Source organism: Sphingomonas rhamnosi, assembly GCF_036663615.1.
Taxonomy (GTDB): Bacteria; Pseudomonadota; Alphaproteobacteria; order Sphingomonadales; family Sphingomonadaceae; genus Sphingomonas.
The window spans coordinates 175,705-190,513 of record NZ_JAXOJJ010000006.1 but is presented as its reverse complement, the minus strand read 5'-3'; the positions used below and the strand labels follow the sequence as shown (position 1 = coordinate 190,513).

15 protein-coding genes and 1 pseudogene are annotated in these 14,809 nt (G+C 66.9%); 7 read left to right on the top strand and 9 right to left on the bottom strand.

All coding sequences use genetic code 11. From position 1 onward, the window contains the following. Positions 1–8: 8 nt before the first annotated feature. The 4 genes and pseudogenes from metH to U1701_RS14170 form a co-directional block, all read right to left on the bottom strand. Positions 9–2,639, bottom strand: a pseudogene (gene metH / locus U1701_RS14185) (methionine synthase); the annotation flags it as partial. A gap of 118 nt (positions 2,640–2,757) precedes the next feature. Then, positions 2,758–3,816: a homocysteine S-methyltransferase family protein gene (locus U1701_RS14180; protein WP_332783217.1), complete on the bottom strand. Its 1,059-nt coding sequence runs from the start codon at positions 3,814–3,816 to the stop codon at positions 2,758–2,760. A gap of 128 nt (positions 3,817–3,944) precedes the next feature. Beyond that, a complete protein-coding gene (metF, locus tag U1701_RS14175) occupies positions 3,945–4,886 on the bottom strand; it encodes a methylenetetrahydrofolate reductase [NAD(P)H] (protein ID WP_332783216.1) in 942 nt (313 codons plus the stop codon). Beyond that, positions 4,883–5,836, bottom strand: a complete 954-nt coding sequence (locus U1701_RS14170; RefSeq protein ID WP_332783215.1) for an ArsR/SmtB family transcription factor — start codon at positions 5,834–5,836, stop codon at positions 4,883–4,885. Before U1701_RS14170 ends, metF begins: the two co-directional genes overlap by 4 nt. Before the next feature lie 134 nt (positions 5,837–5,970). On the opposite strand from U1701_RS14170, the gene U1701_RS14165 reads away from it, so the two are divergent. The 3 genes from U1701_RS14165 to U1701_RS14155 are packed head-to-tail and all read left to right on the top strand — an operon-like array spanning position 5,971 to position 7,450. Continuing rightward, positions 5,971–6,315: a hypothetical protein gene (locus U1701_RS14165; RefSeq protein ID WP_332783214.1), complete on the top strand. Its 345-nt coding sequence runs from the start codon at positions 5,971–5,973 to the stop codon at positions 6,313–6,315. Between the two features lie 2 nt (positions 6,316–6,317). Then, complete coding sequence (locus U1701_RS14160) at positions 6,318–6,506, top strand: hypothetical protein (protein WP_332783213.1); 189 nt, start codon at positions 6,318–6,320, stop codon at positions 6,504–6,506. Next, positions 6,503–7,450, top strand: a complete 948-nt coding sequence (locus U1701_RS14155; RefSeq protein WP_332783212.1) for an aldo/keto reductase — start codon at positions 6,503–6,505, stop codon at positions 7,448–7,450. The genes U1701_RS14160 and U1701_RS14155 overlap by 4 nt, the downstream gene beginning before the upstream one ends. A 36-nt stretch (positions 7,451–7,486) precedes the next feature. On the opposite strand, the gene U1701_RS14150 is transcribed toward U1701_RS14155, so the two are convergent. Beyond that, positions 7,487–7,834 carry a response regulator gene (locus U1701_RS14150; protein WP_332783211.1) on the bottom strand — a complete coding sequence of 116 codons (348 nt, stop codon included), beginning with the start codon at positions 7,832–7,834 and terminating at the stop codon, positions 7,487–7,489. A gap of 174 nt (positions 7,835–8,008) precedes the next feature. Continuing rightward, the gene (locus U1701_RS14145) at positions 8,009–9,391 is read right to left on the bottom strand and encodes a helix-turn-helix domain-containing protein (protein WP_332783210.1); all 1,383 of its coding nucleotides are present in this window, start codon (positions 9,389–9,391) and stop codon (positions 8,009–8,011) included. A 167-nt stretch (positions 9,392–9,558) separates the two neighbouring features. Between U1701_RS14145 and U1701_RS14140 the strand changes: the two genes are divergently transcribed. Both U1701_RS14140 and U1701_RS14135 read left to right on the top strand, forming a co-directional pair. Beyond that, positions 9,559–9,717: a hypothetical protein gene (locus U1701_RS14140; protein ID WP_332783209.1), complete on the top strand. Its 159-nt coding sequence runs from the start codon at positions 9,559–9,561 to the stop codon at positions 9,715–9,717. Between the two features lie 92 nt (positions 9,718–9,809). Next, positions 9,810–10,760, top strand: coding sequence for a cation diffusion facilitator family transporter (locus U1701_RS14135; RefSeq protein ID WP_332783208.1), 951 nt, complete (start codon positions 9,810–9,812; stop codon positions 10,758–10,760). A gap of 23 nt (positions 10,761–10,783) precedes the next feature. On the opposite strand, the gene U1701_RS14130 is transcribed toward U1701_RS14135, so the two are convergent. Genes U1701_RS14130 through U1701_RS14120 form a run of 3 tightly spaced genes read right to left on the bottom strand, consistent with a single transcriptional unit; the run spans position 10,784 to position 13,419 of the window. Then, positions 10,784–11,404 (bottom strand): DUF4893 domain-containing protein, encoded by a 621-nt coding sequence (locus tag U1701_RS14130; RefSeq protein WP_332783207.1) that lies wholly within the window; start codon positions 11,402–11,404, stop codon positions 10,784–10,786. A 58-nt stretch (positions 11,405–11,462) separates the two neighbouring features. After that, the gene (locus U1701_RS14125; protein WP_332783206.1) at positions 11,463–12,248 is read right to left on the bottom strand and encodes a 3-hydroxybutyrate dehydrogenase; all 786 of its coding nucleotides are present in this window, start codon (positions 12,246–12,248) and stop codon (positions 11,463–11,465) included. A 34-nt stretch (positions 12,249–12,282) separates the two neighbouring features. Further along, a complete protein-coding gene (locus U1701_RS14120; protein ID WP_332783205.1) occupies positions 12,283–13,419 on the bottom strand; it encodes a DUF3734 domain-containing protein in 1,137 nt (378 codons plus the stop codon). A 121-nt stretch (positions 13,420–13,540) separates the two neighbouring features. On the opposite strand from U1701_RS14120, the gene ypfJ reads away from it, so the two are divergent. Together ypfJ and U1701_RS14110 are read left to right on the top strand one after the other, a co-directional pair. Beyond that, the gene (gene ypfJ / locus U1701_RS14115) at positions 13,541–14,455 is read left to right on the top strand and encodes a KPN_02809 family neutral zinc metallopeptidase (protein WP_332783283.1); all 915 of its coding nucleotides are present in this window, start codon (positions 13,541–13,543) and stop codon (positions 14,453–14,455) included. 124 nt (positions 14,456–14,579) lie between these two features. Continuing rightward, the gene (locus tag U1701_RS14110; RefSeq protein WP_332783204.1) at positions 14,580–14,801 is read left to right on the top strand and encodes a hypothetical protein; all 222 of its coding nucleotides are present in this window, start codon (positions 14,580–14,582) and stop codon (positions 14,799–14,801) included. Positions 14,802–14,809: the final 8 nt, after the last annotated feature.

The following is a 14,809-nucleotide window of genomic DNA, read 5'->3' as shown; positions in this document are numbered from 1 at the left end:
GACGGGGGTTAGTCCAGATTGGGCCGCAGCCAGCGTTCGGCGGTCGGCAGGTCGACACCGCGGCGGGTTGCGTATTCCTCGAGCTGGTCGCGCCCGACCCGCGCCACCCCGAAATACTCTGCCTGCGGGTGACCGAAATAGAAGCCCGACACCGCTGCGGTCGGGGCCATCGCGAAGCTCTCGGTCAGTTCAAGCCCGGTCGCGGTTTCGGCATCGAGCAGGTCGAACAGGATCGGCTTCAGACTGTGGTCCGGACACGCAGGATAGCCGGGCGCCGGACGGATGCCGCGATATTGTTCCTTGATCAGCGCGTCGTTGGTCAGCTGCTCCTCGGGGGCATAGCCCCACAATTCCTGGCGGACATACTTGTGGAGTCGCTCGGCGAAAGCCTCGGCGAATCGATCCGCCAGCGCCTTCAGCAGAATGTCGTTGTAATCGTCATGCCCGGCCTTGAACCGCGCGATATGCTCGTCGATGCCGTGGATACCGACCGCGAACCCGCCGAACCAGTCGTCAGTGGTGTCGACGAAATCGGCGAGACACATGTTCGCGCGACCCTCGCGCTTGGCGATCTGCTGGCGAAGCATGGGCAGACGTACCTCCGTCTTCCCAGACACGACGACATCGTCCCCCTCGCGCCACGCGGGCCAAAGCCCCGCCACGCCGCGCGGCGTCAGCCATTTCTCGGCAACTATCGTATCCAGCATCGCCTGCGCATCCGCGTACAGCGAACTTGCGCTCTCGCCGACCACCTCGTCGGTCAGGATCGCCGGAAAATTGCCCGCCAGTTCCCACGCACGGAAGAACGGTGTCCAGTCGATATAGTCGCGCAGGTCGGTCAGGTCCCAGTCCGCGAACACGTGCACGCCCGGCTTGACCGGCGCGGCGGGCTTCATCGAGAAGTCCGCCACGAACTTGCGCTCGCGCGCGGTCTCCAGCGGCAACAGCTCGCTCTGCCCCTTGTTCGCGCGCGCGAACCGTACCGCCTCATATTCGTCCGCAGTCTTCGCCACGAACTCGTCGCGAATCGTGTCCGATACCAGGGTCGACGCGACACCCACCGCCCGGCTCGCGTCGAGGACATGCACCACCGGCCCGTCATAGGCCGGCGCAATACGCAGTGCGGTGTGGACCTTCGACGTCGTCGCGCCGCCGATCAGCAGCGGCATCGTCATGCCGCTCCGCTTCATCTCTTCGGCGACGGTCACCATCTCGTCCAGGCTCGGCGTGATCAGCCCCGATAGCCCGATCATGTCCGCGTCGTTCTCGTTCGCCGCCTCGATGATCTTCGACCACGGCACCATCACGCCCAGATCGACCACGTCGAAGCCGTTGCACTGCAGCACCACGCCGACGATATTCTTGCCGATATCGTGCACGTCGCCCTTGACGGTCGCCATGATGATCTTGCCCTTGCCGCGCGCGCCGGGCTCCTTCGCCGCCTCGATATAGGGCAGCAGATGCGCGACCGCCTTCTTCATCACGCGGGCTGACTTCACGACCTGCGGCAGAAACATCTTGCCCGATCCGAACAGGTCGCCGACGACGTTCATGCCGTCCATCAATGGCCCTTCGATCACCTCGATCGGGCGACCGCCATTGCCGGCGATGATCAGCCGCGCTTCCTCGGTATCCTCGACGACATGCAGGTCGATGCCCTTTACCAGCGCATATTCAAGCCGCTTGTTGACGCCCAGCGACCGCCATTCCGCCGCGGCCTTCTCGGCGACCACGTCGGTCCCGCGATAGCGTTCGGCGAGCGCGACCAGCCGGTCGCCTGCCTCGGGGTCGGTGTTGAGCACGACGTCCTCGACGGCCTGACGCAGTTCGAGATCGATATCGTCGTAGATGTCGAGCTGGCCGGCATTGACGATCGCCATGTCCATGCCCGCGGGGATCGCGTAATACAGGAACACGCTGTGCATCGCGCGGCGCACGGGCTCGTTGCCGCGGAACGAGAAGCTGAAGTTCGAGAGCCCGCCCGAGATGTGGCAATGCGGGCAGCGCGCCTTGATCTCCTTGCACGCCTCGATGAAGTCCATGCCGTAATTGTTATGCTCCTCGATCCCCGTCGCGACCGCGAACACGTTGGGATCGAAGATGATGTCCTCAGGGGGAAAACCGATCCCGACGAGCAGCTTGTAGGCGCGCTCGCAGATCTCGACCTTGCGGTCCTTGGTGTCCGCCTGTCCGACCTCGTCGAACGCCATCACGACCACCGCGGCGCCGTACGCCATGCACTTCTTGGCCTGCGCCAGGAACTGCTCCTCGCCCTCCTTCATGCTGATCGAATTGACGATCGGCTTGCCGGAGACGCACTTCAGCCCCGCCTCGATCACGCTCCATTTCGAGCTGTCGACCATGAACGGGATGCGGGCGATGTCGGGTTCGGCGGCGATGAGCTTCAGGAACGTCGTCATCGCGTGGTGCGCGTCGAGCAGCCCCTCGTCCATGTTGACGTCGAGCACCTGCGCGCCGCTCTCGACCTGCTGGCGCGCGACCTCGACCGCGGCGGGATAGTCGCCGGCCATGATCAGCTTCTTGAAGCGCGCCGAGCCAGTGACGTTGGTGCGTTCGCCGATGTTGACGAAATTGGTCGAGGAGGTTGTGGTCATGGTCATTCCAATTCCTCCCCGGCACGGGGAGGGGGACCGCTCGCAGAGCGGTGGAGGGGGCTCTCCACAAACGGTGCGCCTGGTGGAGAGCCCCCTCCACCACGCCTTTCAGGCGCGGTCCCCCTCCCCGTTCCGGGGAGGATTACGCCGCCATCGTGAACGGTTCGAGGCCCGCAAGCTTGGTCCGCACTTCGGGCTTGGCCACCGCCCGCGGTTCGAGCCCGCGAACGCCGTCCGCCATCGCCTTGATATGCGCCGGCGTCGATCCGCAGCAGCCGCCGAGTACGTTGACCTGCTTGGCCACCGCCCACTCGCCGACCAGTCCGGCGGTCGTCGCCGGCATCTCGTCATACTCACCAAGCTCGTTCGGCAGCCCGGCGTTCGGATAGATCATGATCAGCGTGTCCGCGATGGCCGACAGTGTCTTCACATGCGGTCGCAGCTGCTCCGCGCCGAACGAGCAGTTCAGCCCGATCGTGATCGGCCTGGCGTGGCGCACCGCGTGCCAGAACGCCTCGACGGTGTGCCCCGACAGGTTGCGCCCCGACAGATCGGTCAGCGTCATCGACAGCATGATCGGGACGTCGCGCCCCAGTTCGTCGCCCGCCTCGATCGCGGCCATGATCCCGGCCTTGGCGTTCAGCGTATCGAACACCGTCTCGATCAGGATGAAGTCGACGCCGACCCCCTCGCCGCCTTCGAGCAACGCGTCGATCTGCTCGCGGTACACGCCCTTCAGATAGTCGAAATCGATTTCGCGGTAGCCGGGATCGTTGACGTCCGGGCTCAGCGACAGCGTCTTGTTGGTCGGCCCGATCGCGCCCGCGACGAAGCGCGGACGGCCGTCCTTCGCTTCATATTCGGTCGCAAGCCGCCGCGCGATCTTCGCGCTCTCCACGTTGATCGCGCGGACCAGATGCTCGGCGCCGTAATCCGCCTGGCTGATGACGTTCGCGCTGAACGTGTTGGTCGAGACGATGTCCGACCCGGCGTCGAGATATTCGCGCGTGATCGTCTCAGGCACTTCCGGCTTGGTGATCGCCAGGATGTCGTTGTTGCCCTTCTGGTCGTGGCTCAGCTTGAGGTCGCCGGCATAGGCTGCCTCGTCGAGCTTCCAGTTCTGGATCTCGGTCCCGAACGCGCCGTCGGTGATCAGGATGCGCTTGGCGGCTTCGGCGTTGAAACGGTCACGTACGTTCATTGTGTTCACTCCCCCCTCCCGCAAGCGGGAGGGGCCGGGGGTGGGCTCCGTTCTCCGCAAGCGATTGCATTCGAGGGTGAGCGCCAGCTCACCCTCTGCCCCCTCCCGCAAGCGGGAGGGGGAATTCGTCAGGCCGCCGCGACTTTCGCCACCGGCTTCGCACGAACGCCGAGCATGTGGCAGATCGCGTAGGCCAGCTCTGCACGGTTCAGCGTGTAGAAGTGGAAATCCTTCACGCCCCCCGCATAGAGCCGCCGGCACATCTCGGCCGCGATCGTCGCCGCGACCAGCTGCCGCGCGGCGGGGTGATCGTCGAGCCCTTCGAACAGCCGGTCCATCCACGCCGGGATCTCCGCACCGCACGCGCCAGCGAACTTCCGCGTCTGCGCCACGTTGGAAACGGGAAGGATACCGGGCAGGATTTGCGCGGTGATCCCCGCCGCCGCGACCCGGTCGCGGAACCGGAAATAGGCCTCGGGCGAGAAGAAGAACTGCGTGATCGCGCGCGTCGCGCCCGCATCCAGCTTGCGCTTCAGGTTATCGAGATCGGCGTCATGCCCGCCCGATTCAGGATGGCATTCGGGATAGGCCGCGACCGAAATGTCGAACGGGTGCAGTTTCGTCAGCCCCGCGACCAGCGCGGCCGCATTCTCATACCCGCCCGGATGCGGCGCGTAGGGCTGCCCCAGCGTCGGCATGTCGCCGCGCAGCGCGACGATGTGGCGCACACCCGCCGCCCAATATTCCTCTGCGACCTGATCGATCTCCGCCTTGGTCGCCTCGACGCAGGTCAGATGCGCCGCGGCGTTCATCGACGTCTCGCGCTGGATCCGCGCCACCGTCGCGTGCGTACGCTCGCGCGTCGATCCACCTGCGCCGTACGTCACCGACACGAAATCGGGGCTGAGCGGCTCGAGCGTCCGCACCGCGTCCCACAATTGCGCATCCATCTTGTCGCTCTTGGGCGGGAAGAATTCGAAGCTGATCCCGACATCGCCCGCGAGATCCGCGAACAACGGTTCCTCGAGCGCGCGCCGCGCCTCGCCCAATTGGGTAATCGAAATGCTCATGCCGCCTTCACCTCACGCAAGCTCACGCCGGGCCGACGCCCCAGCCATAATTTCACCGTCAGTTCGCCGCCTTCGAGCGTCGTCACCACCGGATGGCCAAGCCCCGCGGCGGCGAACCAGGTCGCGATCTGCGCATCCGCAAAGCCGAGTCGCGTATGCGCGTCGGTGACGCGCAAATCCTCGCGGTCATGCGCGTCGAAATCGGCGATCAGCAGCCGCCCACCCGGTCCCAGCACGCGCGCCGCCTCGCCGATCGCCGCACCCGGCTGCTGCGCGAAATGCAGCACGTGATGCAGGATCGCGACATCGGCGGCGCCGTCCGCCATCGGCAGCGCGTAGAGGTCCGCCTGACGGAGTTCGGTATTGGCGCGGCCCTGCAGCTTGGCGCGCGCCAGCCGCAGCATTTCCGAGCTCCGATCGATCCCGAGCGCAGATTGCGCGCGGCCGGCGAACAATTCGAGCATCCGGCCGGTGCCCGTCCCGATATCGATCAGCGTCCCGACCGGCCCCTCGCCCAGCACCGATGCCATCGCCGCCTCGACCTCGCTCTCGGCGACGTGGAGCGATCGGATCGCGTCCCATTCGTCGGCATGCCCTTCGAACCATGCCGCCGCGCTCGCTGCACGATCGGCGCGCACCGCCGCTAGCCGCGCGGCATCGGCGGTCGCCCAATGATCGGGCTCCGCCTGCGCCCAGCTGTCGATCGCCGCCGCTGCGGGCGCGACCTTGTCGGGCCGGCCGAGCGCGACGAACACCCAACTGCCCTCCTTGCGCCGTTCCGCCAGGCCCGCGTCGCACAGGATCTTGACGTGGCGACTGACGCGCGGCTGGCTCTGCCCCAGCACCTGGGCGAGTTCGCCGACCGACAGCTCCATCCGGCGCAGCAGCGCCAGAATGCGCAGCCGGGTCGCGTCGGCAAGCGCGCGGAAGATGTCGAGGGCGATCGTCATGACGCAACATATAAAGAATTCTTTATATGAGGTCAACGGATCGTGACGGACCCGAACGTGCGCCGCTGCGTTCGTTTGGGCTATGGATTGGAGGCATCCCGGTCCAGACTGACGATGCTAATCGGAGACCGTTCATGAAAAAGACCCTTGCCCCCGTGCTTGCTATCGCTTTGGCCGCGGGCCTCGCCGCGTGCAGCAATAGCGCGCAGAACGAAACGTCTGAAGCCGCCGACGCGATCGCCGCGGATGCCAATGCCACGACGCAGAATGCGATCAGCGACGTCGACGCGGCCAGCGATCGCGCGTTGGGCGCAGCGGAAGCGTCGATGGACAACGCCGCGGTGCGTACCGACGACGTCGGAGACAACCTGGAGGCCCGCGCCGACCGCGCCGGTGCGACTATCAGCAACGGTGCAGACGACGCCGCAGACGCGACGGGCAACGCGCTTGAGCGTGCCGGCAAGTCGCTGAAGGACTAAGCGTGCGCCTGTCCGCACTGGCGGCGCTCGTGCTGCTCCTCGCCGCCTGTTCCGCGCAGCCCGGCGCGCCCGGCGCGGTCACGGCGGACGAGGCGCAGCTGCTCAACGAGGCTGCGGCGATGCTCGACGCCAACAGCGTCGATGCCAACACGCTCGACGCCCAATCCAACACCATCGAAAGCGACCAATGACCCTTCGCCGTCTCGGTTCGACCGACCTCAAGATCGCCCCGCTCGTGCTGGGCGGCAACGTCTTCGGCTGGACCGCCGATCGCACCGCGAGCTTCGCGGTGCTCGACGCCTTCGTCGCCGGCGGCGGTACGATGATCGACACCGCCGACGTCTATTCAGCCTGGGTCGACGGCCATAACGGCGGCGAATCCGAAACGATGATCGGCGAATGGCTGAAAGCGAGCGGTAAGCGCGACGACGTGCTGATCGCCACCAAGGTCGGGATGTTGCCCGGCGAGGGCGGCGAGAAACTGGCGCCCGCGCGGATCGTGGCCGCCGCCGAGGCGTCGCTGCGCCGGCTCGGCACCGACCGCATCGATCTGTATTACGCGCATCAGGACGACGAATCGGTGCCGCAGGACGCGGTGCTGGCGGCGTTCGGCTCTCTGGTGGAGGCGGGCAAGATCCGTGTCGTCGGTGCGTCCAACTTCCACGCCGCGCGACTGAAATCCGCGGTCGAGGCAGCGAAGGATGCCGGCTTGCCGCGCTATCACGTGCTGCAGCCCGAGTATAACCTCGTCAGCCGTCACAAATTCGAGGGCGAGCTCCAGGATTACTGCGTGACCGAGAATATCGGCGTGCTCCCCTATTACGGGCTGGCGTCGGGTTTCCTGACCGGCAAATATCGCGGTGCAGACGATCTCGGGCAGAGCGTCAGGGGTGGCCGGATGGGCGATCTGCTCGTGGGCAACGGTCCCGCGGTGCTGGCCGCGATGGACGCGGTGGCAGCTGAGACCGGCGCGACGCTCGCCCAGATCGCGCTGGCCTGGCTGATCGCGCAGCCCGGCGTTACTGCGCCGATCGCCAGCGCGACCAGCGTCGATCAGATCGAAGATCTGCTGCCGGCAATGACGTTGGAGCTGAGCGCAGCACAACTGGAGGCGCTCACCAACGCCGGCGCGTGACGATGGCGATCGTCCCGGTGCGCCGGGGCGATCGCGCTACGCCGCGTCGCCGAGCAATTCGCCGATCACATTGGCATATTCATAGGGCTTGCGCAGGAACGCCACGCCGCACGGCAGGCATGTGTCCTCGGGCAGCTGGTCGCCGGATGTGACCACCAGTTGGATGTCCGGCCAGCGCTGGCGGACCACCTGCGCGAGGGCCACCCCGTCCATCGACCCGGGCATCGACACGTCGGTGAACACGGCGTGGATATCGTCGCGCGATGTGAGGATATCGAGCGCAGCGTCGGCATCGGCCGCGACCACCGTCGCCATACCGGCGTCCTCGATCAGCACGGACGCGGTGATTTGGACGAGCGGGTGGTCTTCTACGATCAGAACCACGTCGCGCGGGTGCATTTTAATTAGGGGGGCCATAAACTTTCGTCACAAATCTTGTCCGGGAGTCCGCTCGCGGCCACGTACAGCGGTGCGAGAGGACGTCGGTGCTGAACGGCCGACCACTGAAATATCTCCATAAAATGGGCATCTTGGTTTAGGTATGATAGTTAACGCGCGTTAATCACCCGCGAACGTCAGCGCGGATGTGCGTCGTTCGCGTTCGTTGACCAACAATGCACGCCCGGCCGGCGCGGCGGATCGCTGCGGGCAGTCGCTGCGGAAACAGGCACGGCAGCCCAGACCGATCGCCATCGCGGCACCGCGCAGGTCGATCCCGCGCGCCACCGCAAGCGTGCCCGCCAGCGCCGCCTCGACCCCCAGTCCGACCGCGAACTCCGCGTGGATCTCGCCATAGCGGCGGCCTTGCGGCATCACCGTCCGCGCCATCGTCAGCCAACGCGCGCCGTCCTCAAGCTCGACCAGCTGCACCATCAGGCTGCCCGGCCGATCGAACGCATGATGCAGCCGCCACAGCGGACAGCGCCCGTCGGCCTCGGCCAGCGCCGCGCCGCTCGCGCCCGGATAGCGTTTCGACGCCTGCCCGGCGCGATCGATGCGGATCATGAAGAACGGCAGTCCGCGCGCGCCGACGCGCTGCAACGTCGTCAGCCGGTGCGCGACCTGTTCGAACCCCGCGCCGAAGCGGCGCTGGAGCAGCTCGATGTCGTATCCGGTCGCCTCGCAGCCGCGCAGGAACCGCGCGTACGGCATCATCACCGCGGCAGCGAAATAGCTCAGCAGGTGTCGGCGATACAGGCGTTCGGCGGACCGATCGGTGAACCCCGCGCCCTTGGCCAGCGCGTCGACCTCGGCACGCGCCTCGATCTGGCCGAGCTGGAACGCAACGGCAAAAGTACGCGATGCGGGATCGAGCACCTCGCTTAGCTGCAGCTGCCGCGCGTGAAGGTCGAGCCGCCGCAGCACGTCGGGCAGCACGTCGGCGGGCAGCACGCGAATCGTCAGCCCGTGCTTGGCGCGCAACCGCTCGGCGATCGCGCCGTACAGGTCGCCCGCGCCCATCCGCAGTTCGTCCGCGAGCGCCTCCGCCGCGGCGTCGAGATCGGCGAAATGGTTGCGCCAGCGCTCGATCTCGCGGCGAACCAGCGTGACCGGATCGTCGCCGACCTCGATCACAGCGCCGCCGCCGAGCCGATCGAACACGCGCGCGAACGCTTCCGCGCCACCCGGCGCGCTCGCCAGCCATTCCTCGACCTCGTTGCGGTCGATCTCGAGGTCGGCGAACATCGGATCGCCGAGCCGCCGGCGAATCGCATCCGCGCCGCCGCCGGGTTCGCCCGCCGCCAGCGCGCGTGGATCGAAGTCGAAGCTTTCGGCGAGCTTGACGATCAGCGTGGCTGATACCGGCCGCTGGTTGCGCTCGACGAGATTGAGATAGCTCGGGCTGATCGCGAGCATCTCGGCCATCGCCGCCTGCGTCAGCCCGACCCGCCGCCGCAACCGCCGGATCGCGTGCCCCGCCAGCAATTTGCGTTCCGCCATCCGCGTCGCCCTCCTGTAAAGACCTTACAAGACCACATCACGGAGACAAGCTTTCGCTACGCCGCGACGCTGGCAAGCGACTGAGGCGGCTAACGCGTGTGACCTTTACGACCCTAAACCGGGGCCGTCGCACCAACCTGTCAATCCGACGACGCCTGGAGGCCCCGATGACCGAACCTAGCCGTGCCCGTGCCGTCTTCTCGACCGAGGATTTCGCGCTGTTGAAGGAAGCGCTCGGCGAGATGATCAGCAAGATCTCGATCGACGACACCCGCCTGACCAAGCTCAGCGCACTTTACCATCGCCTCGGCCGCGTCGGCGGCTAGTCGATCCATCATTTCATCGTCGCCCCGACGGTCGTCGGGGTGACGGTGGCGGCGCGTCTTCCCAAGCCCGCCCCCTCGTGTACGACGGCGCAATGGGACTGAACATCAAGGATAACATCGTCCTCTACGGGGCACTGGCGGCCAATCTCGGGATCGGCGTCGCCAAGTTCGTCGCGGCCGGGATGACCGGGTCGTCGTCGATGTTGACCGAGGGATTCCACTCAGTCGTCGACAGCTTCAACCAGGTGCTGTTGCTACACGGCCAGCGCCGCGCGAAGCGGCCGGCGGACGAGGCGCATCCGTTCGGCTATGGCCGCGAGCTGTACTTCTGGGCGTTCGTGGTCGCGATCCTGATCTTCGCGATCGGCGCCGGCATCTCGGTCTATGAAGGCTGGCGCCACATCCTGGCGCCCGAACCGCTGACGAGCCCGACGATCAACTATGTCGTCCTCGCCATCTCGTTCCTGCTCGAAGGCAGCAGTTGGACGCTCGCAGTGCGCGAGTTCTCGGCATCGAAGGGCGACGAGGGCTGGTGGCGCGCGATCCGACGGTCGAAGGACCCGGCGGGGTTCATCGTGCTGTTCGAGGATTCGGCGGCGCTGGCGGGGCTGCTCATCGCCGGCGCCGGCATCTGGGCAAGCCACGCGTTCGGCGATCCGCGAATCGACGGGGTCGCGTCGATCGCGATCGGCCTGATCCTCGGGCTCGTCGCGGTGCTGCTGGCGCGCGAATCGATGGGACTGCTGATCGGTGAGCGCGCCGACCCGGCGGTGATCGAGACGATCCGCCGCATCGTCGCCGACCACCCCGCGGTGGTTTCGGTCAACCATGTCCGCACCATCCACACCGCACCGCAGAGCATCTTCGCCGCGATCAGTGCGGACTTCGAGGACAGCATCACGATGGGCGCGGGCGAGACGATGATCGAGGACATCGAGACCAAATTGCGCGCCGCGGTGCCGATGCTGGCGTCGATCTACATCCGGCCGGAAAAGCGGGCGGATGCGGCGGTGATCGTCGAGCACGCCTCCATCGATCCGTAATCGCGATCGGCCGCGGGCGGGTCCTACCCCGCCGGCACCAGGTCGACCACGTCGAGCACCGATTCGAACCGCGGATAGGGCAGCACCATCCGCCAGCGCTTCGGCGCGATCCGCTCGATCACCCCGGCCATGTCCCGACCCGCGTCGCGCCCGTAATCGAGCGCACGCGTCTCGTCACCAAGCACCAGCGTGCCCAGGAAGATGCTGCGCGTATCGGTATCGGCGTAGATCCTGCCCACCGGACGCTGCGACCCGCCTGCCTTGTCGAACACCAGCTCCCCGCGCAGGTTGCGATCGATCCGGCACGGGAACCAGCCATAGGCGGTGAAACTCGGCCCGATCCCGTTGCGCGCGCCGAGCTTGAACGTGCGACAGCGATACGCCCCCGCCGGCGGCATCGCGCCCGCGATGCTATGATCGGGATCGAACAAGGCCGGCTCGCGGGCGATCTCTTTCGGATCGGCGTGCGACAGCGCGTTGATCCACGCGCCGCGCCACCCACGCAGACGACCGCGATCGGCCTGGGTCGCCACGCGCCGCCAGTCGAGCGATGCCGCGTTCGACCCCGACGACGCGACGCCCCCGTCACCGCCGCAACCCGCCAACAGCGCGCACGCCAGAATTCCGCTCAGATACGCTCGCATTGGCCATCCCCGATCATCAACCGACGCTACACAGGGGACAGCCGTTGACGCAATGGCTTCACGCCGCGGTCCAGCCGCCGTCCATCGACAGGTTCGCGCCGGTGATCGCCTTCGCCTCGTCGCGGCAGAGGAACAGCGCGAACGCGGCGACCTGCTCCGGCGTGACGAACTGCTTGGTCGGCTGCGCGGCGAGCAGAATATCGTCCATCACCTGTTGCCGGGTCATGCCGCGCGCGCGCATCGTGTCGGGGATCTGGTTCTCGACCAGCGGCGTCCAGACATAGCCGGGCGAGATGCAGTTGACGGTGATGCCGTCGGTCGCGGTTTCCAGCGCGATCGTCTTGGTCAGGCCAGCGAGGCCGTGCTTGGCCATGACATAAGCCGACTTGTTGGGGCTCGCGACCAGCGAATGCGCCGACGCGGTCGAAATGATCCGCCCCCACCCCTTGGCGCGCATGTGCGGCACCGCGGCGCGCATCATGTGCCACGCCGACGACAGATTGATCGCGATGATCGCGTCGAAGGTGTCGATGGGGAATTCGGCGATCGGCGCGACGTGCTGGATACCGGCGTTGTTGACGATGATGTCGCAGCTGCCCGTCTCGGCGACCGCGCGGGCGACCATCGCGGCTATCTCGTCAGGCTTGGTCATGTCGGCGGCATCGTAGAGCGCCGCCGCGCCGCTGGTCGCTGCCAGCGCGGCCCGCTCGGTCTCGATCGCGGTCTCGTCGCCGAACCCGTTGATCACCACCGCCGCGCCTTCGGCGGCAAACGCCTTGGCATAAGCAAGCCCGATGCCCGAGGTGGAGCCGGTGATGACCGCGGTCTTGCCCGTCAGGAACATGCCTTTTCCTTCTTGATGCGCCGAGGCGATACGATCACCCCAGATCGAACGCCGCGGTCCGGCCGGTCAGCACGTTCTGCGCCAGCAACTCGGCGTTGGCCATCGTCTCGTCGACGTCCGCCTGGCCCGCCGCCCAATGTTCGCGCATCGTCCGCGTCGAGAATTCATAGTCGCGCGAACCGCCCTCCCACGCATTCGCGCGGTAGATCAGATGGACGAGGCTGAGCGGCTTTTCCGCCGCCATCGCGGCGAGCGCGGTCACGTCGGCATCGTCGGCCAGTTCGGGAGGAAGCTTGGCGAGCACGCTGCGGATCAGTTCGCGCTCGCGCCGCAGCTTCAACAGCTGGTTGGTCACCGTCCGGGTGCGACTGGAATAGCGGATTTCCTTTTCGCGCGCGATCACGTCCATGATCGTGCGGGGCCGCTCCGCCGCGGCGGCGAACAGGTCGACCTGGAACACCAGCATCGCCTCGGTCTGATGTTCGAGCACATAGGCGAGCGGGGTGTTCGACACGAGCCCGCCATCCCACCACCAGCGCCCGTCGATCTCGATCGGCGGCAGTCCCGGCGGCAACGCACCCGAGGCCATGATGTGGCGCACGTCGATCCGCTGGTGCGCGGTGTCGAAATAGCGGAAATTGCCGCTCTCGACATCGACTGCGCCCACCGAAAGCCGCACCGGACCGCCGTTGAGCAGCTCCCAGTCGATCACCTTGTCCAGAGTCGCCGCCAGCTGCGCCGAATCATAGACGCTGAGCGCGCCGGGCTGTCCCGGCACCGCCATCGCCGGCGGCACCGGGCGAGGCGCGAAGAAGCCCGGTACGCCCGCCAACGCCACATAGCCCGCCGACCATTCGTGCAGGAATTCGCGGATCCGGTCGTCGGGATAGATCGGGAAGCTCGGCAGTCCGGCGGTCAGGATGGTCCAGAACTCGCGCAGCTTGGCGATGCGGTTCTCGGGGTGGTTGCCCGCGAGGATCGCGGCGTTGGCCGCGCCGATCGAGATCCCGGCGACCCAGTCGATCGCGATCCCGCTGTCGTCGAGCGCCTCGATCACGCCCGCCTGATAGCTGCCCAGCGCGCCGCCGCCCTGCAGCACCAGCGCGACCTGGTCTGGCAGCGGCAGCGCCTTCGCCCGGCGGCGCGGCGGTGGCGGATCGGGGTCGGCCATGGCGGGATCATGCGCGCAACGCGGCGCGCACGCAATATGCTGCGACGCAACAAACGCAGCCGATGCAACCACCGGCCGTGCAAAGCATTACGCTACCGACACGAACATGAAGGTAGCGCGCATGCGGCTCGACGATTTCGATCCCAACATCAATGTCGAGGACCAGCGCGGCCAGGGTGGCGGCGGCGGATTTGGCGGCGGTGGGGGCCTGTTGTTCGGGCTGTTGCCGATGATCGGCAGCCGGTTCGGCTGCGGCGGGATCGTCGTGGTGCTGATCCTGATGGCGGTGTTCGGCGGACTTGGCGGTCTCGGCAATCTGGGTGGCATGCTCGGCGGCGGCTCGCAGGTTTCCGCGCCGAGCGGCACGCGACAGGCCGGGACGGACGCGACGTCGAGCTGCAACCTGACGCCCGAGAGCAAGGCGGCGTGCAACGCGTTCAGCTCGGCCGACAATACGTGGGAAGCGATCTTCGCCAAGAGCGGCCAGCAGTTCGTCGCGCCAAAGCTCGTCTTCTTCGGCGGCAATGGACGTTCGGGCTGCGGCGCGGCGCAGTCGGCGATGGGGCCGTTCTACTGCCCGACCGACCAGGGCATCTATCTCGACACCAGCTTCTTTTCGGAGCTTGCCACCAAGTTCGGCGCGCAGGGCGATTTCGCGCAGGATTACGTGATCGCGCATGAATTCGGCCATCACATCCAGAAGCTGCTGGGCACCAACGAACAGGTTCAGCGCGCGCAGCGCCAGGGCAGCGAGACCGAGGGCAACGCGATGTCGGTGCGGCTGGAGCTGCAGGCCGATTGCTATGCCGGCGTCTGGGCCAATGCCAACAAGACCCGGCTCGACCCCGGCGATATCGAGGAAGGCATGACCGCCGCGCAGGCGATCGGCGACGACACGCTGCAGAAGCAGTCGCAGGGCCGCGTCGTTCCGGACAGTTTCACGCACGGCACCTCGGCACAACGTCAGGCTTGGCTGAAGCGCGGACTCGACTCGGGCGATCCGGCGAAGTGCGACACGTTTTCGGGCGCCATCTGATCGAGCGCGGCCCCTGCCCAGATCGGCGGGGGTCCGACCAGTCGTCGTCGATCGCGATCTGGCTGACGGCACGCCGCGGTGTCAGCTTCGGATAGGCGATCCAGAGAATCGTGGCCGGTGCGATGTGGTCAAGCGCGGCGGGCAACGCGCGGTCGAACGCGGCGCGATCGGTAACGAAGAGCAGCACGACGTCGGCTTGCGTGGAGTCGGTTCGGCGCTCGGGCACGCCGATGATAGCATCCAGCCCCTCGGGGGCGTCGATGACCGCCAGGCGACGATCAGCCTTGGCCTGCAGGCGTTCGGCGATGGGCTTGTCGGACATGGCGGCTCCCCGTCGCGCGGATGATGCGCTCG